The sequence below is a fragment of the Streptomyces sp. NPDC055955 genome (assembly GCF_042270245.1).
GTDB lineage: Bacteria > Actinomycetota > Actinomycetes > Streptomycetales > Streptomycetaceae > Streptomyces.
Genome location: NZ_JBHJYS010000011.1, coordinates 285,119 through 304,572, shown reverse-complemented (window position 1 = coordinate 304,572; position 19,454 = coordinate 285,119). Strand labels below are relative to the sequence as shown.

The following is a 19,454-nucleotide window of genomic DNA, read 5'->3' as shown; positions in this document are numbered from 1 at the left end:
GCGTGAGGGCGAGGTGCGGGGTACTGCCGGGGGTGCGTGCGGCGGCTCGTTACTCCCTGGGGAGTACGGGCCCGCCGTACGGCGTCACGACGGGGTGCGGGCCGCTTCCAGGAGCTGGGACACCTCATCGGTGCACATGGTGAGGGCGGCGCCCGCGGTGCTGAGTACGTCGCGTTCGGCCGGCGTGTAGGGCCCGTCGGCGAGCGCGATTCTGGCGCCCTGGAGGAGGATCGACTCGCGTCCGGCGGGGGCGAGGTGCGGGGCGAGCGGGTCGAGGGCCTCGTGGAGTTCGATGGCGAGTCCGGCGCCGGGCCCGCAGTGCTCGAGGACGCGGCCCGCGTCGGTGAGCAACGCCTCGACGAGCGCGGCGAGTCGGACGTCCGAGCAGTCGTCGAACCCGGCGCCGCGCAGTGTCGCGACGGCGGTCTCGAGGGCGGTGCGGGAGGAGACTCCGCCCGCGGAGAGGACCGCGAGGACGACGGTGTGGACGGCGTCGCGGAGCATCGCGGAGAAGCGGTGCGTGGTGGGGTGGTCGAGGACGTCGGCGGCGAACCGGCCCTCGCAGGCGGCGCATTCGACGACGGGCCCGGTGGCGCCGCGCGGGAGGAGCGGGATGCCGAGGAGCACGAAGCGGCGACGGCCCGTGCGGCGTCGGTAGTTGCGGTCACCGCCGCAGCCGGGACAGAAGAACTCCCCGTCGCCGACGGTGGTCCAGGCCGTGCGGACGCCGATGAGACGCGACAGGGGACGCGCGGCTGGAAGCGATGCTTGACCAGCAAGCCCGTTACGGTCGGTTCGTCCCCAAATCGGCAGCACGTCGCACACCTCCGTCGACCCCCAGGCCACATCGCCTGGTTGGGCGTGATGTTAGCCACATTGTTGATACGGCGTCATCACCTTGTACGGGACCGTGGCCGGTATACGACGCGGCCCCGCCCGCCACGAGGGCGGACGGGGCCGGTGAAGGTGCCGGTGACCTGGGTCAGCGCGCGGAGCGGTTGACCGCGGAGACCACGGCCTTCAGCGACGCGCGTGTCGTATTCGCGTCGATGCCGATGCCCCACAGGACCTTGTCGCCGATCGCGCACTCGATGTACGAGGCGGCCTGCGCGGAGGCACCCTCGCTCATCGTGTGCTCCTGGTAGTCCAGCAGGCGGGCGTCGATGCCGACGGCCTGCAGGGCGTCGAAGAACGCCGAGATCGGGCCGTTGCCCGTACCGGTCAGAACGGTGGCCTCGCCGTCGACGTCGGCCGAGACGGTCAGCGTGTCGACGCCGTCCGTGTCGGTCGTGCTCTGCCCGGCCTTGACCTGGATGCGGCCCCACGGGTTCTCGCCGTTGGGCAGGTACTCGTCCTGGAAGACCGACCAGATCTCCTTCGGCGTGACCTCGCCGCCCTCGGCGTCCGTCTTCGCCTGGATGATCTTCGAGAACTCGATCTGCATGCGGCGCGGCAGGTCCAGCTTGTGGTCGTTCTTCAGGACGTACGCGATACCGCCCTTGCCGGACTGCGAGTTGACGCGGATGACGGCCTCGTAGGAGCGGCCGACGTCCTTCGGGTCGATGGGCAGGTACGGGACCGCCCACTCGATGTCGTCGACGGACTTGCCGGCGGCCTCGGCCCGCGCGTCCATCGCCTCGAAGCCCTTCTTGATGGCGTCCTGGTGGGAGCCGGAGAAGGACGTGTAGACCAGGTCGCCCGCGTAGGGGTGGCGCGGGTGGACCTCCATCTGGTTGCAGTACTCGGCGGTGCGGCGGATCTCGTCGATGTCGGAGAAGTCGATCTGCGGGTCGACACCCTGCGAGAACAGGTTCATGCCCAGCGTGACCAGGTCGACGTTTCCGGTGCGCTCGCCCTGGCCGAACAGGCAGCCCTCGATGCGGTCGGCGCCGGCCATCAGGGCCAGCTCGGCGGCGGCGACGGCCGTGCCGCGGTCGTTGTGCGGGTGCACGGACAGGCAGACGTACTCGCGGTTCGACAGGTTGCGGTGCATCCACTCGAAGCGGTCCGCGTGCGTGGACGGCGTCGAACGCTCCACGGTGGCGGGCAGGTTGAGGATGATCTCGCGGCCGGGACCCGGCTTGTAGACCTCCATGACCGCCTCGCAGACCTCCAGTGCGAAGTCCAGCTCGGTGTCGGTGAAGATCTCCGGGCTGTACTGGTAGCCGAAGGTCGTCTCGGGGCCGAGGATCTTCTCCGCGTAGTCCATGACGTGCTGCGTGCCGTCGATGGCGATCTGCTTGATCTGCTCCTTGGAGCCGCGGAAGACGATCTCGCGGAAGGTCGGCGCCGTCGCGTTGTACAGGTGCACCGTCGCGCGCCTGGCGCCCTTCAGGGACTGGACCGTGCGCTCGATGAGCTCCTCGCGCGCCTGCGTCAGCACGGAGATCGTCACGTCGTCCGGGATCGCGCCCTCTTCGATGATCGACCGTACGAAGGCGAAGTCGGTCTCGCCGGAGGCGGGGAAGCCGACCTCGATCTCCTTGTATCCCATGCGGACCAGGAGATCGAACATCTCGCGCTTGCGGGCCGGGGACATCGGGTCGATCAGCGCCTGGTTGCCGTCGCGCAGGTCGGTGGAGAGCCAGCGGGGGGCGACGGTGACGCGCTTGCCGGGCCACGTGCGGTCGGGGATGTCGACCTGCTCGTACTGTCCGTACTTGTGGACCGGCATGGAAGTGGGGCGCTGGAAGTTCGGCATGTGCGGGAGCTCCTCGGGTGTGTCCGGAAGGACGGCCGACGGTCTAAGCGCAACACCGAACTCCGCGGGGAGGGGGTCGGCCTCGACTACAGGCCCTCGCCGCGGCAGCTAAGGAGAAGCAGCCCGTAACGCATGATGCGTCGCAGCCTAACCCAGCCGTGGGAGGGACGCGGGTGTGTATCAGTATGCGGGATCGACGTCAGGTAACGGGCAAGAGGTGACGAATACCTCTATTTCATGAACTTCGACCGCGGGTAGTGACAGTGAGGTCACGCAGTGCCACATTGCCGCCATGACCGCGAACCGTACGGGCTTCGAGCCCGTCTTCTGCACCATCGTGCCGCCCCACATCCTCGACAAGGCCGCCCGGTCCGGCGACCCCGCGCTCTCGGCACCGGCCCGCCGCACCCTGGAACGCGACGCCCTGGAGCGCACGCGCCGCCGCCTGACCACCGTGATCGGCGCCCCGTCGGTGGCCGGGCCCGCGGACGCCGTCGCGCACAAGCCGCACCGCACCGTCTTCGACGCGGGCCACCGCACCGAGCTGCCGGGCACGAAGGTCCGCGGCGAGGGCGACGAGCCCGGCAAGGACGCGACCGCCAACCGCGCGTACGCGGGCCTCGGCGCGACCTTCGAGCTGTACCTGGAGAAGTTCGCCCGCGACTCCATCGACGGCAGCGGCCTGCCGCTGAACGCGTCCGTGCACTTCGACAACGAGTACAACAACGCGTTCTGGAACGGCGAGCAGATGGTGTTCGGCGACGGGGACGGGGAGATCTTCCTCGACTTCACCATCCCGGTCGACGTGATCGGCCACGAGTTGACGCACGGTGTCACCCAGCACACGGCGAACCTCACCTACTTCGGGCAGCCGGGCGCCCTGAACGAGTCGGTGTCGGACGTCTTCGGCTCCCTGATCAAGCAGTACTCGCTCGGCCAGAGTGCCGCCGACGCCGACTGGCTGATCGGCGCGGGCCTCCTCGCGCCGCGCGTCACGGGCAAGGCGCTGCGCTCCATGAAGGCGCCCGGCACGGCGTACGACGACGACGTGCTCGGCAAGGACCCGCAGCCCGCCGACATGGACCACTTCGTGCGGACGAGCAGCGACAACGGCGGCGTCCACATCAACTCCGGCATCCCGAACCACGCCTTCTACCTGCTGGCCGTGGCGCTCGGCGGCAACGCGTGGGAGCGGGCCGGGCAGATCTGGTACGACGTCCTGACCGGCGGCGAGCTGGCGCAGGACGCGTCCTTCGCGGACTTCGCGAAGCTGACGGTGAAGGCGGCGCGCACCCGTTTCGAGGGCGGCGAGGAGCTGGAGTCCGTCCAGAAGGCCTGGTCGCAGGTCGGCGTACCGACGGAGTAGGGCCGGCGCGGGACGGAGCTCGGCGGTCGCCCGGCTGGGCAGCGGGCGGCCGCTGGAGTAGACAGGTCCCATGCGTATTCAGGTCATCCGCACCGGAGGTTTCGCCGGGATCGAGCGGCGGGCCGAGGTCGACACCTCGGGCCGTGCCGACGCCCACGAGTGGCACGCCCTGGCCGAGCAGGCGCTGGCCGCGGGCCGGGGCACGCCGCCGGTGGGGGTGCCGGACGGGTTCAGCTACACGATCACGGTGGACGGGAGGACCGTGTACTGCGCGGACCCGCGGCTCACGGACGAGCAGCGGGGGCTGATCTCGCGGGTCCTGAAGGAAGGGGCGTAGCCGCCTTTCGTGGGTGCAACGACCTTTTCCTGCACGGGCGTTGACTTCTGTTACCGACGGTACCGATGATCGCGCGCATGGCAGCGAGCGATCCGGTACCTCAGTTCCCGCACGACTTCCTGTGGGGCGTGTCCACCTCGGCCCACCAGATCGAGGGCGCCATCGACGCGCGCGTCCCCTCGGTGTGGGACGCATTCACGGCACAGCCGGGGCGGGTGAAGGACGGCTCGACGGCCGCCGTCGCCTGCGACCACTACCACCGCTATGGCGAGGACGTGGCGCTGATCGCCGGCCTCGGGGTCGGGGCGTACCGCTTCTCCGTCTCCTGGCCGCGGGTCATGTCGCCGGGCGGCCTCGACTTCTACGACCGGCTCGTCGACGCGCTGTGCGCGGCGGGCGTACAGCCCGTGCCGACGCTCTTCCACTGGGACACCCCGCTGTCCGTGGAGGAGGCGGGCGGCTGGCTGAAGCGGGACACGGCGTCACTCTTCGCGGACTACGCGGCCGAGGTCGCGGACCGCATCGGCGACCGCGTACAGAAGTGGATCACCCTCAACGAGCCCGCCGAGCACACCCTCCTCGGCCACGCGCTCGGCCAGCACGCGCCCGGCAGGCAGCTCCTCTTCGACGCACTGCCGGTGGCCCACCACCAGCTCCTCGCCCACGGCCTCGCCGTGCGGGCGCTGCGCGCGGCCGGCGCCACGGACATCGGGATCGCGAACTCGCACGGCCCGACCTGGCCCGCCTCCGACGACCCCGCCGACCGTGAGGCCGCGGACTTCTACGACGTGCTCCTCAACCGGCTCTTCGCCGACCCGCTGCTCCTCGGCGCCTACCCGGAGGGCATCGGCGACCTGATGCCGGGCGACGTGGACGCCGATCTGAAAGTGATCGCGGAGCCCGTCGACTGGTACGGGATCAACTTCTACCAGCCGACCAAGGTGGGCGCACCGCTCACCTCCGGCGGGGCGACGGAGTTCTCCGGCCTCACCCTGCCGCCCGAACTCCCCTTCTCCCCCAGGGAGATCGAGGGATACCCCGTCACCGACTTCGGCTGGCCGGTGGTCCCCGAAGCGCTCACCGAGCTCCTCCTCGCCTTCCGCGACCGCTACGGCGACCGGCTCCCGCCCCTCGTCATCACCGAGAACGGCTGCAGCTACGAGGGTGTGGACGACCAGGAGCGGATCGCGTACCTGGACGGCCATCTGCGGGCCCTGCACCGCGCTCTGGAGGCGGGCGTCGACGTGCGCGGCTACTTCGTGTGGTCGCTGATGGACAACTTCGAGTGGGCGGAGGGCTACGCGCGCCGCTTCGGCCTCGTCCACGTCGACTACACGACCCTGGAGCGCACGCCGAAGGCGTCGTACCACTGGCTGCGGGACGTGCTGCGGGCGCAGCGCGCATGACGGCCGCCGTCGCGGCGCTCGACGAGCCCGTCGAGCGCGTCGGGCGCGGCTGGACGGCCGCGCTGTCGCTGGCCAACGGGGCGATCTGGGTCGGCTGGTACGGGCCCCTGCAGATCCTGCTCGCCCTCCAGGCCGAGGACTTCGCGCCCGGCACCGGCATGTCCAAGGAGACGCTGCTCGCGTGGGTGACCGGGGTGGGCGCCGTGGTGTCGCTCGCCGCGAACCCCTTCTTCGGCGCGCTCTCGGACCGTACGGTGTCGCGATTCGGGCGGCGTACGCCGTGGATCGTGGCGGGCGCGGGCGGCGGCGCGTGCGCGCTGCTCCTGCTGGCCGGGGCCGGGTCCGTGTGGACGATGGCGGCCGGCTGGTGCCTGGTGCAGCTGACGCTGAACGCGGCGTTCGCGGCGGTGACGGCGGCCGTGCCCGACCGGGTGCCGCGGCTCCAGCGCGGCGCGGTGGGCGGCTGGCTGGGCGCCGCGCAGATCCTGGGCGTGGTCGTCGGCACGGGGCTCGCGACGGTCGTGGGCGGGGTGGGCGCCGGGTACACGGCGTGCGCGGTGTTCGCCCTGGTGGGCGTCCTGCCGTACGTGCTGCGCCATCCCGACCTGCGGCTCGCGGCGGCCGACCGGCCGCCGTGGGCCTGGCGGACCTTCCTGGCCGGGTTCTGGCTCAGCCCCCGCCGCCACCCCGACCTCGGATGGGCCTGGCTGACCCGCTTCCTGATCAACCTCAGCAACGCGCTGGTGCTCCTGTACCTCCTCTACTACCTGCGCGACCGCCTCCACTACGGCGACCCCGACCAGGGGGTGCTGATCCTGACGGCGGTCAACGGCGTGACCCTGCTGTGCACCGTCGTCGTGGCCGGGGTCGCCTCCGACCGGGTGGGGCGCCGCAAGCCCTTCGTGATCTGGTCGGGCGTCCTGATGGCCGTGGCGACGGCCGCGCTGTCCGGCTGGCAGACCTGGCCCGGCGCGATCGTCGCGGCCGCGGTCCTCGGCGTCGGCTTCGGTGTCTTCACCTCGGTCGACTTCGCGCTGATGACGGACGTCCTGCCCAAGGCCATGGACCGGGGCAAGGACCTGGGCGTCATCAACGTCGCCAACTCCCTGCCCCAGGTCGCCGCGCCCGCGCTCGCCGCGCCGATCGTCACGTACCTCGGCGGCTACCGCGTCCTGTATCTGGTCGCGGCGGTGATCGGACTCGCGGGGGCGCTCCTGGTGCGCCGGATCCGGTCGGTGGCCTGACGGGCGGGGGCTACAGCGCGCCGGCGTCCAGCGCCGTCCACACGGACGGGAAGAACGGGCGGAAGCCCAGTTCGCGGCGGATGCGCGCCGTCGACATGACACCGGCCCAGGGATCCGGGTCCACCTTGTCGTACGCCTCCGGCGGCACCGGCACGCCGTTGAGCCCGAGCACGTCGACCAGGGTGACCGGGGCGTCGTCGGCGATGTTGTAGACGCCGTGCGCGCCCGGCGCGTGGAGCAGCCGTTGCAGGCCCTGGGCGACGTCCGCGTGGTGGCCCATGTGCAGGCGCTGCATGGCCGGCCAGTTCGACGCCATCTGCGTCACGTCGGCCAGGTGCGAATCCCCGTCCCCGTACACGAAGGGAAGCCGGGCGATGCGGAGGTCGTCGAGACCGTCCATCGCCCGCAGCGCGCGCTCCGCCTCCCACTTCGACTCGGGGTAGGCCCCCCACAGATGGCCGCCCGGCACCGTCTCGTCGTCCTCGGCCAGCGGCCTGCCGCGCCCGCTGCCGTACACCAGACCCGTGCTGACCTGCACGAACCTCCGCACTCCCGAGGCCACGGAGGCCCGGGCCAGCTCGATGGCGGCGTCCCGGTTGACCGCCCGCGCCTCCTCGTCGGGTACTCCGCGAAAGGCCGCGGCGACGTTCACCACGGCGTCCGCCCCGGCCGTCGCCTTGCCGAGCACGTCCGCGTCCCGCAGGTCGCCGACCACCACGTCCGCGCCCAGCGCGGCGAACCGCTCACCGCGCGCCGCGTCCCGCACGAGCACCCGCACCTGGTCGCCCGGCGCCGTGCCCTGCAGCAGTCGCGGCACGAACCGCTGCCCGACCTTGCCCGTCGCACCCGTCACCAGTGTCAGCATGGCCGCCTCCTCGTGTTCGTAGCCATGTCCTGAGCCTGCGCGCCCGGCGGGCCGGGCGGGAGAGACGCGGTTGTCCAGGGACTGGCGCTCCCTGGTTACGCGACCGGTTCCGAGCGATCCTGAAGAGGTGAACCGAGCCGAACTCGCCGACTTCCTGCGCCGCTCCCGCGCCCGCCTGGTGCCCGCCGACGTGGGCCTGACCGCGGGCGTGCGGCGCCGCACGCCGGGACTGCGCCGCGAGGAGGTGGCACAGCTCGCCGGGATGTCCACGGACTACTACACGCGCCTGGAGCAGCGCCGCGGGTCCCATCCGTCGCGGCAGATGCTGACGGCGCTGGCCCGTGCGCTGCGGCTCGACGACGCCGAGCGCGACCATTTGTTCCATCTGGCGGGCGAGGAGCCGCCCCGTCCCGGCCGTTCCTGTGGGCATGTGCGGCCGGGGCTGCTGCTGATTCTGGACCGGCTGCACGATCTGCCGGCGTCGGTGATCAGCGACTGGGGCGAGATGCTCGCCCAGAACACGATGTCGGTGGCCCTGACCGGCGACCACACCGGCAGGAACATGATCCGCGACTGGTTCACGAACCCGGCGACCCGGCCCATGTTCCCGCCCGAGAACCACGAGGCGCACGCCCGCGCCCACGTGGCGAGCCTGCGGAAGGTGGCCGCGGCCCGCCCGGACGACCCGGGCCCGGCCGCCCTGGTGGCCGAACTGCGTGCGGGGTCACGGGAGTTCGAGGAGCTGTGGCAGTCCCACGACGTCGTGGTGCGCCGCCCCTCACCGAAGCGCTTCCTGCACCCCGTGGTCGGCGCCCTCGACCTCGACTGCGAGGTGCTGCTCAGCGACGGCCACGACCAGCAGCTCGTCGTGCACTCGGCACGGCCGGGTACGGAGGCGTACGAACGCCTGGAGCTGCTGAGGGTCGTGGGCCTCCAGGACCTGACCCCGAGCACGTACGAGAGCTAGCGCCTACCGGACCTGAAAGCCGAGCCCGCGCGGCCGACGAACGTTCCGACTCGCCCGGCCGACACGGACCCCCGCTCGCGCGACCGACACGGACCCCCGCTCACCCAGCCGGCCCGTGGATTCCGGCTCAGAACCCCAGCTTGCGCAGCTGCCTCGGGTCACGCTGCCAGTCCTTCGCGACCTTCACGTGCAGGTCCAGGAAGACAGGCGTGCCGAGGAGCGCCTCGATCTGCTTGCGGGACTTGATGCCCACGTCCTTGAGGCGCTTGCCCTTCGGGCCGATGATGATGCCCTTCTGGCTGGGGCGCTCGATGTAGACGAAGGCGTGGATGTCGAGGAGCGGCCGGTCCGCCGGGCGGTCCTCGCGCGGCAGCATCTCCTCGACGACGACGGCGATGGAGTGCGGCAGCTCGTCACGCACACCCTCCAGCGCGGCCTCGCGGATCAGTTCCGCCACCATGACCTGCTCGGGCTCGTCCGTGAGGTCGCCCTCCGGGTAGAGCGCGGGGCCCTGAGGCAGCAGCGGGACGAGCAGGTCGGCGAGCAGGTCGACCTGCTTGTCGCCGACGGCCGAGACGGGCACGATCTCCGCCCACTCGAAGCCGAGCTCCTTGCCGAGCTGGTCGATGGCGATGAGCTGCTCGGCGAGCTGCTTGCTGTCGACCAGGTCGGTCTTGGTGACGATCGCGACCTTCGGCGTCTTCTTGATGGAGGCGAGCTCCTTGGCGATGAAGCGGTCGCCGGGGCCGAGCTTCTCGTTCGCGGGCAGGCAGAAGCCGATGACGTCGACCTCGGCCCACGTCGTGCGCACGACGTCGTTGAGCCGCTGGCCCAGCAGCGTGCGCGGCTTGTGCAGGCCCGGGGTGTCGACCAGGATCAGCTGGGCGTCGGGCCGGTGCACGATGCCGCGCACCGTGTGCCGCGTGGTCTGCGGCTGGTCCGCGGTGATCGCGACCTTCTTGCCGACCAGAGCATTCGTGAGGGTGGACTTGCCCGCGTTGGGGCGGCCGACGAAGCAGGCGAAGCCGGCCCGGTGGGACGCTTCCCCGGACGGCTCGGATGACTGGGTACGAACGCTCATGGCGCCCATTGTCCCTGATCCACCGCGCCCCGCCGCACCTGCGGGCCGAGCCGGTCCGCCGTGAGGCTCCGGAAACCCCCGCGCAACACGAAACACCGCGGAAACGCGCGGGTCAGCGAACGGAAACGCGCGACGGTGAGGCTCGTCGTCCGCCCCCACGCCCGAGGAGACCCCCCGTGCAGACCGAGAACGCGCCGCTGGCCGCCGCCGGCCTCGACACCGGCGACACCGCGTGGCTGCTGGCCGCGACGGCGCTCGTCCTCCTGATGACGCCGGGCCTGGCCCTCTTCTACGGCGGCATGGTCCGCACGAAGAGCGTCCTGAACATGCTGCTGATGTCGTTCGTGTCGATCGCGCTGGTCACCGTCGTGTGGCTGGTCGCCGGCTACTCGCTCGCGTTCGGCGACGACGCGTTCGCGGGCCTCATCGGCGGTCTGGAGCACGCGGGCATGGCGGGCATCGGCCCGCACAGCCTGACCGGTACGGTCCCCACGTTCCTGTTCTCCACCTTCCAGCTCACGTTCGCGTTCCTGACGGCCGCGCTGATCAGCGGCGCGGTCGCGGACCGCACGAAGTTCGCGGCCTGGCTGGTGTTCGTGCCGGTGTGGACGCTGCTCGTATACGTTCCCGTGGCGCACTGGGTGTGGGGTCCCGGCGGCTGGATCTCGCAGTCGCTCGGCGGGCTCGACTTCGCGGGCGGCCTCGTCGTGGAGATCGCGTCGGGCGCGTCCGGTCTGGCCCTGTGCCTGGTCCTGGGACCGCGCCTCGGCTTCAGGAAGGACGCGATGCGCCCGCACAACCTGCCGATGGTGATGACGGGCGCGGGTCTGCTCTGGTTCGGCTGGCTCGGCTTCAACGGAGGCTCGGCGCTCGCCGCGAACGGCGTGGCGGCCGCCTCCGTCCTCAACACGCTGGTCGCGGGTTGCACAGGGCTGCTCGGCTGGCTCTTCGTGGAGCACAAGCGCGACGGTCACCCCACGACGTTCGGCGCCGCGTCCGGCGCCGTCGCCGGCCTCGTCGCGATCACCCCGGCGTGCGGCGTGGTCGGCGTGCCGGGCGCCTGCGTGGTGGGTCTGGCGGCGGGCGTCGTCTGCTCGTACGCCGTCGCGTGGAAGTTCCGCTTCGGCTACGACGACTCGCTGGACGTCGTCGGTGTGCACTTCGTCGGCGGTGTCGTCGGCACCCTGCTGATCGGCCTGTTCGCGACGGCCACGATGACCGGCGGCAAGGAGGGCCTGTTCTACGGGGGCGGGTTCGGGCAGCTCGGCAGGCAGGCGCTCGCCGTGCTCACCGTCGCGGCGTACACGTTCCTGGTGACGTACGGAGTCGGCAGGGCGATCGAGCGGGTGATGGGCTTCCGGGCCTCCGCCGAAGAGGAACTGACGGGCCTCGACCAGACGGTGCACGCGGAGAGCGCCTACGATCACGGCGTCCACGGCGGACACACCGCCCCGCACACCGCCCACTCCGCCCTGTCGAAGGAGCCCCCCGCATGAAGCTCGTGACCGCGATCGTCAAGCCGTTCCGCCTGGACGAGGTGAAGACCGCGCTCCAGGAGCTCGGCGTGCAGGGCCTGACCGTCACGGAGGCCAGCGGGTACGGGCGCCAGCGCGGCCACACCGAGGTCTACCGCGGGGCCGAGTACCGGATCGACCTCGTCCCCAAGATCCGGGTCGAGGTCGTCGTCGAGGACGCGGACCTCGACCCGGTCATCGACGCGATCGTGAGCGCGGCGCAGACCGGGAAGATCGGCGACGGCAAGGTGTGGGCGGTCCCGGTGGAGACGGTCGTCCGCGTGCGGACGGGCGAGCGCGGGCCGGACGCGGTGTAGCCGTTCCGGCCGGACCGGACACGGTGCAGCCGTTCCGGCCCGGGGCCGGTCTCTCAGTCGGCGGCCACGGCCCCGCGCACCACGCCGTCGGCCCCGGCGAGGAACACCGGGGTACCCGCGCCGCCCAGATCCCGCACCGCCGCCAGGTCCTCCCCGTCGACCTCCGCACCGTCGGAGACGACGGCGGCGGCCTCCAGAGACTGCGCACCCGAGGCCACGGCCATCGCGACGGCGGTCCGCAGGGCGGAAAGCTTCAGGGAGTCCAGCGAGACGGTCCCCGCCACGTACGTACGCCCCGTCTCGTCCCGTACGGCGGCCCCCTCGGGCACTCCGTTGCGGGCGCGGGCGCTGCGCGCCAGCGTGACGATCTTGCGGTCCTCGGCGGTGAGGTCGTTGCTCTCAGTCATGGGGTGAGCATAGGGAACGCCGCGACGCCCACCCGGCAACGGGGTGCGCGGCCCCACGCCGCCCCTCGGGGAACCCGCTCGGTTCCCGCCGGCGGCAGGCCCTGCCGTCGTCAGCCGCGGTCGAGCTTGAGGCGCTCGGCCCTCGGCAGACCGGCCACCACGAGGTCGTACGAGTCCTCCACGAGCTCCCGGACCATCCTGTCCGGGAGCTCGCCGACGGTCACCGTGTTCCAGTGCCGCTTGTTCATGTGCCAGCCCGGCACGATCGCGTCGTGCTCGGCGCGCAGGCGTACCGCGTCCTCGGGGTCGCACTTGAGGTTGACGGTGAGGGGGCGCGCGTCCAGGTTCGTCAGGGCGAAGAGCTTGCCGAGGACCTTGAAGACGGACGTGTCGGGGTTGAACGGGAACTCCTCGACGGCCGCGTTGAACGACAGACACAAGGTGCGCAGCTCCTGCGGCGTCACGACGTCACTCCCCCTCTTCGCCCACCGGCTCCACGAGCACGGTCACGATCTTGTTGCGCCGGCCCGCGGCGGCCTCCGCGGTGAGTCGCAGCGCTCGCCCGTCGGGCAGTTCGACGACGGAGGAGGCCTCCGCGATCGGCACCCGGCCGAGCGCCTTGGCGAGGAGCCCGCCGACGGTCTCCACGTCCTCGTCGTCGTACTCCTCGATGCCGTACAGCTCGCCGAGGTCGCCGATGTCGAGGCGGGCCGTCACGCGGAAGCGTTCGTCGCCGAGGTCCTGCACGGGCGGGAGCTCACGGTCGTACTCGTCGGTGATCTCGCCGACGATCTCCTCGAGGATGTCCTCGATGGTGACGATGCCCGCGGTGCCGCCGTACTCGTCGATGACGACGGCGACGTGGTTGCGCAGCTGCTGCATCTCGCGCAGGAGATCGCCCGCGTTCTTCGTGTCGGGCACGAACGTGGCGGGCCGCATCGCGGTCGAGACGAGCTCGCTCTCGGCGTCCCGGCTGATGTGCGTCTTGCGGGCCAGGTCCTTCAGATACACGATGCCGACGACGTCGTCCTCGCTCTCGCCGGTGACCGGGATGCGCGAGAACCCGGACCGCAACGCCAGCGTGAGCGCCTGCCGGATCGTCTTGTACCGCTCGATGGCGACCAAGTCGGTGCGGGGGACCATGACTTCGCGCACCAGGGTGTCCCCCAGCTCGAAGACGGAGTGCACCATGCGGCGCTCCTCGTCCTCGATGAGGGACTCCTTCTCGGCGAGGTCGACCATGGCGCGCAGCTCGGCCTCGGAGGCGAAGGGACCGCGCCGGAACCCCTTTCCGGGGGTCAGGGCGTTGCCGATGAGGATGAGCAGCGGCGGAATGGGCCCCATGATCCGGGCCAGCGGCAGCAGCACGTACGCGGCGGCCGTGGCCGTGTTCAGCGGGTGCTGGCGCCCGATGGTGCGGGGCGAGACGCCGACGGCCACGTACGAGACGAGCACCATCACGCCGATGGCGACGGCCAGCGCCTCCCAGGTCGCGTCGAACTCCTGGAGACAGGCGTACGTGACCAGCGAGGCGGCGGCCATCTCGCAGGCGACCCTGACCAGCAGGGCCACGTTCAGATAGCGGGTCGGGTCGGCGGCCACCTGGGCGAGCCGGTCGCTGCCGCGCCGCCCGGACCGGACGGCCTCCTCGGCGCGGAAGCTGGAGGTGCGGGCGATGCCGGCCTCGGCGCAGGCCGCCAGCCAGGCGACCACGACGAGGGCCACGGCGCCCGCGACGAGCGAAGGACTCATGACACGGTGGGCGCGGGGGACGGGCCGGTCAGGCCCTTGTCACCACGCCACCCGTCCACGATGGCCGCCTGAAGCCCGAACATCTCGGCCTTCTCGTCGGGCTCCTCGTGGTCGTAACCGAGCAGGTGCAGCACCCCGTGCACGGTGAGCAGCTGGAGCTCCTCGTCCATGGAGTGCTGCGTGGGCGCGTCCTCGCCCTGCTTCTTCGCGACCTCCGGGCACAGCACGATGTCGCCGAGCAGGCCCTGGGGGGGCTCCTCGTCGTCCTTCGACGGCGGCCGCAGCTCGTCCATCGGGAACGACATGACATCGGTGGGCCCCGGCAGGTCCATCCACTGGATGTGCAACTGCTCCATGGCGTCGGCGTCCACGACGATCACCGAGAGCTCGGAGAGCGGGTGGATGCGCATCCGCGCGAGCGCGTAGCGGGCGATGTCGAGGATCGCCTGCTCGTCGACCTCGGTTCCGGACTCGTTGTTGACGTCGATCGACATGCGGTGCTTGCTACTTCCCTCTGCCGCGGCCCTGGTGCGAGCCGTTCTCGGTGCCGTGCTGGCTGTCGTACTTCTCGTACGCGTCGACGATACGGCCGACGAGCTTGTGCCGGACGACATCCTGGGACGTGAGCCGCGAGAAGTGGACGTCGTCGAGGCCCTCCAGGATCTCCTGGACCTGTCGCAGACCGCTCTTCGTGCCGCTCGGCAGGTCGACCTGCGTCACGTCACCGGTGATGACGATCTTCGAGTCGAAGCCGAGGCGGGTGAGGAACATCTTCATCTGCTCGGGGCTCGTGTTCTGTGCCTCGTCCAGGATGATGAAGGCGTCGTTCAGCGTGCGGCCTCGCATGTAGGCCAGCGGCGCCACCTCGATGGTGCCCGCGGCCATCAGGCGGGGGATGGAGTCCGGGTCGAGCATGTCGTGCAGCGCGTCGTACAGAGGGCGCAGATAGGGGTCGATCTTCTCGTAGAGCGTGCCCGGCAGGAATCCGAGCCGCTCCCCCGCCTCCACGGCGGGCCGCGTCAGAATGATGCGGTTGACCTGCTTGGACTGCAGGGCCTGCACCGCCTTGGCCATCGCGAGATAGGTCTTGCCCGTACCGGCGGGGCCGATCCCGAAGACGACCGTGTGCTTGTCGATGGCGTCGACGTAGCGCTTCTGGTTGAGGGTCTTCGGACGGATGGTCCGGCCCCGCGACGAGAGAATGTTCTGAGTGAGAACCTCGGCCGGGGTCTCCTGGCCGTCACCCTCCCCGTTCTCGCTCGCCTTGAGCATGGCGATCGAGCGTTCCACTGCGTCCTCCGTCATCGGCTGACCGGTGCGGAGCACCAGCATCATCTCGTCGAACACGCGCTGGATGAGGGCGACTTCCTTCGCGTCGCCCGCAGCGCTGATCTCGTTGCCCCGGACATGGATGTCGGCCGCCGGGAAGGCCTTCTCGATCACGCGAAGGAGCGCGTCGCCCGATCCGAGGACGGTCACCATGGGATGGTTCGCCGGGACCGTGAAATGCGCTCGCGCCTGAGCGGTGGGTGTCTGAGTCATGGGCCGGCACTGAAGGCCTGCTCATCCTCCTCGTGCGGGGGCTCGCGCCGCGTCGACAGCCTTGCACTGCCCAGGGTACGACGGTGCACCGACAACGCCGTAGGCCTTTTCCGCGGGCCCAGGGGCGCCTGGCACCGCGTCTCGCGACGTTGCCCTCGGTCGCCGAGGACTCTAGACGGACCGCCCGAAGCCGATCGTCGGCACCGCGCGCCGCAGGGGCCACGGCCGGCCCACCTCGGGCAGCAGCGCCTCCAGGAAGGCGTAGCGGCGCAGGGCCGCGGGCTCCTGGTCGTCGTAGGCCTGCACATGCCGCCACCAGGCGGCCACTTCCGACCAGCCGGGCGCGGACAGCGATCCGCCGAACTCCTGCACGGACAGGGCGGCGGTGAGCCCGGCGAAGGCGAGCCGGTCGGCCAGCGGCCACCCGGCGAGCGTCCCGGTCACGAACCCGGCGACGAACACGTCCCCCGCGCCGGTGGGATCGAGGGCGGCGACCTCGATGGCGGGCACGGAGGCGGTCTCCCCGCTCCGGGCGTCCACGGCGTAGGCGCCCTCGGCACCCAGCGTGACCACGGCCATCGGCACGTGTTCGGCCAGGGCGTGCGCGGCGGCCCGGGGGCAGGACGTGCGGGTGTAGCGCATGGCTTCCTCGGCGTTCGGCAGGAAGGCCTCGCAGCGCGACAGGTCGTCGAGGGAGCTCAGGTCCCAGCGGCCCGTGTCGTCCCATCCCACGTCACCGAAGATCCGCGTCCCGCGGTCCGCGGCCGTGGCGATCCAGGGCTCGCTCACCCCGGGGGCCAGCGACGCGACGGCGGCCCGCGCCTGCGGCGGGCACTGGGGGGCGGGCTCCTCCGGCGGCGGCTCGTGGCCGTGGCTGACCATGGTCCGTTCGCCCTCGTACGCCATGGAGACGGTGACGGGCGAGTGCCAGCCGGCCACGGTCCGCGACGACGTCAGGTCGATGCCCTCGCCCTGCTCCAGGCTGTCCCAGCAGTACTCGCCGTAGTGGTCGTCCCCGAAGGCGGCGGCCAGCGACGTCCGCAGCCCGAGCCGGGCCAGGGCGGTGGCCATGTTGGCGACTCCACCGGGGCTGGACCCCATGCCGCGCGCCCAGGACTCGGTCCCCCGCACCGGGGCACTGTCCAGCCCCGTGAAGATGATGTCGAGGAAGACGGTCCCCGTCAGATAGACGTCGCAAGGCGGATCGGCGGGGGTGCGCAGCCGGGCGAGCGGATCCACATGCGCCGGGTCGTTGGAGTTCACGATGGGCTCCCCAGAGTGGTGAGGGTCCGCACAGTGTGCCTGATACCCCCCGGACAACGCGCGTAGCACGGCGTACGGATCGGCAGCCGGAGGCCCCGGCCCGAGGCCGCGGCCACCATCCGGAACCCCGGAAAAACAGGCTCGCCTACCCCCACTCCCACCCTGCAAACAGAACGTGGCCCAGATCACACCGGCCCGGCTGTTTTCACCCTCCCCGCGCTTGATACAAATTGGCCGCGCCCCCTCGTGTCGCGAGCCCCGGCGCACCCCCAATTCTCTTGCCTGTTCAGGCATCCCCGTATTTCCGCATGCCCTGATCCCCGTACACCGCCACGCCTTGGAACGCCCGTGTCCCGCCGCACTCCCCGGCCCCTTGTCGCTCTCTTCACGGCCGGTTATCTGGCCCCGTATCTGCTGCCCACCGTCGTGGGCCGCCTCGGCGACAGCCTCCATCTCTCCCCGGCGCAGGCGGGCCTCATCGGCAGTGCGCTGCTGATGAGTTCGGCCGCGGCGGGCTTCACCTTCGCCGGCCGCGTGGACCGTATGGGCCCCCGCACCCTCGCGAGAGCGGGCCTGCTGCTGGCGGCGCTGGGATACAGCGCGGCCGCGGCGACGTCCTTCGTGCCGCTGGTGGTCATCGGCGCGATGGCCGGAGGCTTCGGCTCGGGCACGGCGACGACGGTCGCCGCGACGGGAATCGCGGGGCAGCGCGACCCGCACCGGGCGTCGACACTGGGCCTGCTCAGCGTCTCGGCACTGGCCGGCGCGCTGTATCTGACGATGCCGCATCTGGGCACCGGTCACGCGCTGCCGTTCGCGGCGATCGCGCTGACGGCACTGGCGACGTGGCCGGCGACCTCCTGCCTGGCGGCCGGCAGCGCCGGGCTCCCCACCCCGGCCGGGGAGCCCAGGCCCGCCGGCCCGCTCCCCTTCCGCCGCTCGGGCCTGGTCCTCGCCGCGGCGATGCTCTGCTGGTCGATGGCGCAGAACTCCCTGTGGGGCGTCAGCAGCCGCATCGGCACGGACCAGGCGGGCCTGACGGAGATCACCGTCGGCGCGGTCTTCGCGGTGGCGCTCGGCACGGCGCTCGTGGGTGTGCTCGGCGCGGGGGCGCTCGGGTCGCGGCTCGGCCGCGCCACCCCCATCGGCGCGGGCACGGCGCTGATCGCGTGCTGCATCGTGGTGAGCGCCCGCGCGGACGACCTCACGTCGTTCGCGACCGGTGAGATCGCGTGGAACACGCTGTACCCGGTCGTCCTGTCGTACCTGATCGGGCTGGCCGCGTCCCTGGACCCGCGCGGCCGCTGGGCGGTCCTCGTCGGCTCGGCGGCGTCGCTCGGCACGGCCTGCGGACCGCTCACCGGCAGCGTCCTGTCACAGACGGCGGGCTACCCGGCGATGGGCGCGACGCTCGCCGTGGCCCTGCTCCTCCTGGCACTGCCGCTCACGGCGGTGGCCCTGCACACGGGCGGCAGCCCGCTGCTGCGGCCCGGCACGGTCCGCAGGCGGGGCGGCGCCCCCGCCGCCCTGGTGGCCGGCGTGACGGGCGCCCCGGCGGGCGCGGTCCCGCAGATGGGCGCGCCGGAGCAGCCGGTCGTGGAGATCACGGTGAGCACGCCCCAACCGGCCCCGACGCAGGAGGAGTTCTCCACGGCGGGACCGCGGGGCGGCTCGGCGGGGCTCGGTCAGTCGTCGAACGCGAACGCGTCGACCTCGGCGAGGTAGCGCGAGCGCAGTTCCTCGTCGTCGTCGAGGAACGACGCGACGAACGAGTTGCGGGCGAGCTCGCGCAGCCGCTCGTGGTCGAGCGCGAGCGCCTCGTGGACCGCGTGGAAGGTGTCTCCGACGTACCCGCCGAAGTAGGACGGGTCGTCGGAGTTCACTGTGCACAGCAGACCGGCGTCCATCATCCGCGGCAGCGGGTGGTCCTCCAGCACGTCGACGGCGCGCAGCCGCACGTTCGACAGCGGACACAGCGTCAGGGGCACCCGGTCCCGCACGAGTCGCTCGACGAGCGCCGGGTCCTCTACGCAGCGGAGCCCGTGGTCGATGCGCTCGACGCCGAGCACGTCGAGCGCCTCCCATACGTACGAGGGGTCGCCCTCCTCGCCCGCGTGGGCGACCTTGCGCAGCCCGAGCGCGCCCGCGGCCTCGTACACCTCACGGAACTTGGAGGCGGGGTTGCCGACCTCGGCGGAGTCGAGGCCGACGCCCACGATCCGGTCGAGGTAGGGCTTCGCGGACTCCAGGGTCTGCATCGCCGACTCGGCGGACTGGTCGCGCAGGAAGCACATGATGAGCCGGGTGGAGATGCCGTGGCGCTCCACGCTCTTCGACAGGGCGGCGTGCAGGCCCTCGACGACGGTCCCGATCGGGACGCCGCGGGCGGTGTGGGCCTGCGGGTCGAAGAAGATCTCGGCGTGCCGCACGCCCTGCGCGGCGGCGCGCGCGAGATAGGCGTCGGCGAGCTGCTCGAAGTCCTCCTCGGTGCGCAGGACCGCCATCAGGCCGTAGTACAGGTCGAGGAAGGACTGCAGGTCTTCGAAGAGGTAGGCCTTGCGGAGGGCCTCGGTGTCGGCGAACGGCAGGTCGACGCCGTTGCGGGCCGCGAGCTCGAAGGCGAGCTCGGGTTCGAGGGTGCCTTCGATGTGCAGGTGGAGTTCGGCTTTGGGGAGCGAAGCGAGGGACATCA

General features: G+C 71.6%; 19 protein-coding genes. 8 read left to right on the top strand and 11 right to left on the bottom strand.

Going from position 1 to position 19,454, the window contains the following annotated elements; genetic code table 11:
- Positions 1-84 precede the first annotated feature (84 nt).
- Together ACFC96_RS23610 and leuA are read right to left on the bottom strand one after the other, a co-directional pair.
- Positions 85-816, bottom strand: coding sequence for a TerB family tellurite resistance protein (locus tag ACFC96_RS23610; protein WP_376256039.1), 732 nt, complete (start codon positions 814-816; stop codon positions 85-87).
- A 166-nt stretch (positions 817-982) separates the two neighbouring features.
- Entirely contained in the window at positions 983-2,701 is a 1,719-nt protein-coding gene (gene leuA, locus ACFC96_RS23605; RefSeq protein ID WP_376256041.1) for a 2-isopropylmalate synthase, read from the bottom strand.
- A gap of 292 nt (positions 2,702-2,993) precedes the next feature.
- Between leuA and ACFC96_RS23600 the strand changes: the two genes are divergently transcribed.
- From ACFC96_RS23600 to ACFC96_RS23585, 4 genes are all read left to right on the top strand, one after another.
- Positions 2,994-4,067, top strand: coding sequence for a M4 family metallopeptidase (locus ACFC96_RS23600; RefSeq protein ID WP_376613966.1), 1,074 nt, complete (start codon positions 2,994-2,996; stop codon positions 4,065-4,067).
- A 70-nt stretch (positions 4,068-4,137) separates the two neighbouring features.
- On the top strand, positions 4,138-4,404 hold the full coding sequence (locus ACFC96_RS23595) for a protealysin inhibitor emfourin (RefSeq protein WP_376256045.1): 267 nt from the start codon (positions 4,138-4,140) through the stop codon (positions 4,402-4,404).
- 65 nt (positions 4,405-4,469) lie between these two features.
- Positions 4,470-5,810, top strand: a complete 1,341-nt coding sequence (locus tag ACFC96_RS23590; RefSeq protein ID WP_376613964.1) for a GH1 family beta-glucosidase — start codon at positions 4,470-4,472, stop codon at positions 5,808-5,810.
- On the top strand, positions 5,807-7,054 hold the full coding sequence (locus tag ACFC96_RS23585) for an MFS transporter (RefSeq protein ID WP_376256049.1): 1,248 nt from the start codon (positions 5,807-5,809) through the stop codon (positions 7,052-7,054). Before ACFC96_RS23590 ends, ACFC96_RS23585 begins: the two co-directional genes overlap by 4 nt.
- Before the next feature lie 10 nt (positions 7,055-7,064).
- On the opposite strand, the gene ACFC96_RS23580 is transcribed toward ACFC96_RS23585, so the two are convergent.
- Complete coding sequence (locus ACFC96_RS23580; protein WP_376256050.1) at positions 7,065-7,919, bottom strand: NAD-dependent epimerase/dehydratase family protein; 855 nt, start codon at positions 7,917-7,919, stop codon at positions 7,065-7,067.
- A gap of 127 nt (positions 7,920-8,046) precedes the next feature.
- Here ACFC96_RS23580 and ACFC96_RS23575 point away from each other — a divergent pair, with 127 nt between their 5' ends.
- Positions 8,047-8,886, top strand: coding sequence for a helix-turn-helix transcriptional regulator (locus tag ACFC96_RS23575; protein WP_376256052.1), 840 nt, complete (start codon positions 8,047-8,049; stop codon positions 8,884-8,886).
- A 127-nt stretch (positions 8,887-9,013) separates the two neighbouring features.
- Here ACFC96_RS23575 and era read toward each other — a convergent pair whose 3' ends face one another.
- On the bottom strand, positions 9,014-9,976 hold the full coding sequence (era, locus tag ACFC96_RS23570; RefSeq protein ID WP_376256053.1) for a GTPase Era: 963 nt from the start codon (positions 9,974-9,976) through the stop codon (positions 9,014-9,016).
- A 167-nt stretch (positions 9,977-10,143) separates the two neighbouring features.
- Between era and ACFC96_RS23565 the strand changes: the two genes are divergently transcribed.
- Together ACFC96_RS23565 and ACFC96_RS23560 are read left to right on the top strand one after the other, a co-directional pair.
- On the top strand, positions 10,144-11,463 hold the full coding sequence (locus ACFC96_RS23565; protein WP_376613962.1) for an ammonium transporter: 1,320 nt from the start codon (positions 10,144-10,146) through the stop codon (positions 11,461-11,463).
- Positions 11,460-11,798 carry a P-II family nitrogen regulator gene (locus tag ACFC96_RS23560; protein WP_376256056.1) on the top strand — a complete coding sequence of 113 codons (339 nt, stop codon included), beginning with the start codon at positions 11,460-11,462 and terminating at the stop codon, positions 11,796-11,798. Before ACFC96_RS23565 ends, ACFC96_RS23560 begins: the two co-directional genes overlap by 4 nt.
- Before the next feature lie 53 nt (positions 11,799-11,851).
- On the opposite strand, the gene ACFC96_RS23555 is transcribed toward ACFC96_RS23560, so the two are convergent.
- The 6 genes from ACFC96_RS23555 to ACFC96_RS23530 form a co-directional block, all read right to left on the bottom strand.
- Positions 11,852-12,205, bottom strand: coding sequence for a cytidine deaminase (locus tag ACFC96_RS23555; protein ID WP_376256058.1), 354 nt, complete (start codon positions 12,203-12,205; stop codon positions 11,852-11,854).
- A 110-nt stretch (positions 12,206-12,315) separates the two neighbouring features.
- The gene (locus ACFC96_RS23550; protein WP_376256060.1) at positions 12,316-12,669 is read right to left on the bottom strand and encodes an MmcQ/YjbR family DNA-binding protein; all 354 of its coding nucleotides are present in this window, start codon (positions 12,667-12,669) and stop codon (positions 12,316-12,318) included.
- A 4-nt stretch (positions 12,670-12,673) separates the two neighbouring features.
- On the bottom strand, positions 12,674-13,957 hold the full coding sequence (locus tag ACFC96_RS23545) for a hemolysin family protein (protein WP_376256062.1): 1,284 nt from the start codon (positions 13,955-13,957) through the stop codon (positions 12,674-12,676).
- On the bottom strand, positions 13,954-14,451 hold the full coding sequence (gene ybeY, locus ACFC96_RS23540; protein ID WP_376256064.1) for an rRNA maturation RNase YbeY: 498 nt from the start codon (positions 14,449-14,451) through the stop codon (positions 13,954-13,956). Before ybeY ends, ACFC96_RS23545 begins: the two co-directional genes overlap by 4 nt.
- Before the next feature lie 10 nt (positions 14,452-14,461).
- Positions 14,462-15,499, bottom strand: coding sequence for a PhoH family protein (locus ACFC96_RS23535; RefSeq protein WP_376256066.1), 1,038 nt, complete (start codon positions 15,497-15,499; stop codon positions 14,462-14,464).
- 171 nt (positions 15,500-15,670) lie between these two features.
- On the bottom strand, positions 15,671-16,762 hold the full coding sequence (locus tag ACFC96_RS23530; protein ID WP_376256067.1) for a carbohydrate kinase family protein: 1,092 nt from the start codon (positions 16,760-16,762) through the stop codon (positions 15,671-15,673).
- Positions 16,763-17,110: 348 nt separating this feature from the next.
- On the opposite strand from ACFC96_RS23530, the gene ACFC96_RS23525 reads away from it, so the two are divergent.
- On the top strand, positions 17,111-18,487 hold the full coding sequence (locus tag ACFC96_RS23525) for an MFS transporter (RefSeq protein ID WP_376613960.1): 1,377 nt from the start codon (positions 17,111-17,113) through the stop codon (positions 18,485-18,487).
- Here ACFC96_RS23525 and ACFC96_RS23520 read toward each other — a convergent pair.
- Complete coding sequence (locus ACFC96_RS23520) at positions 18,448-19,452, bottom strand: adenosine deaminase (protein ID WP_376256071.1); 1,005 nt, start codon at positions 19,450-19,452, stop codon at positions 18,448-18,450. The genes ACFC96_RS23525 and ACFC96_RS23520 overlap by 40 nt on opposite strands.
- Positions 19,453-19,454 lie beyond the last annotated feature (2 nt).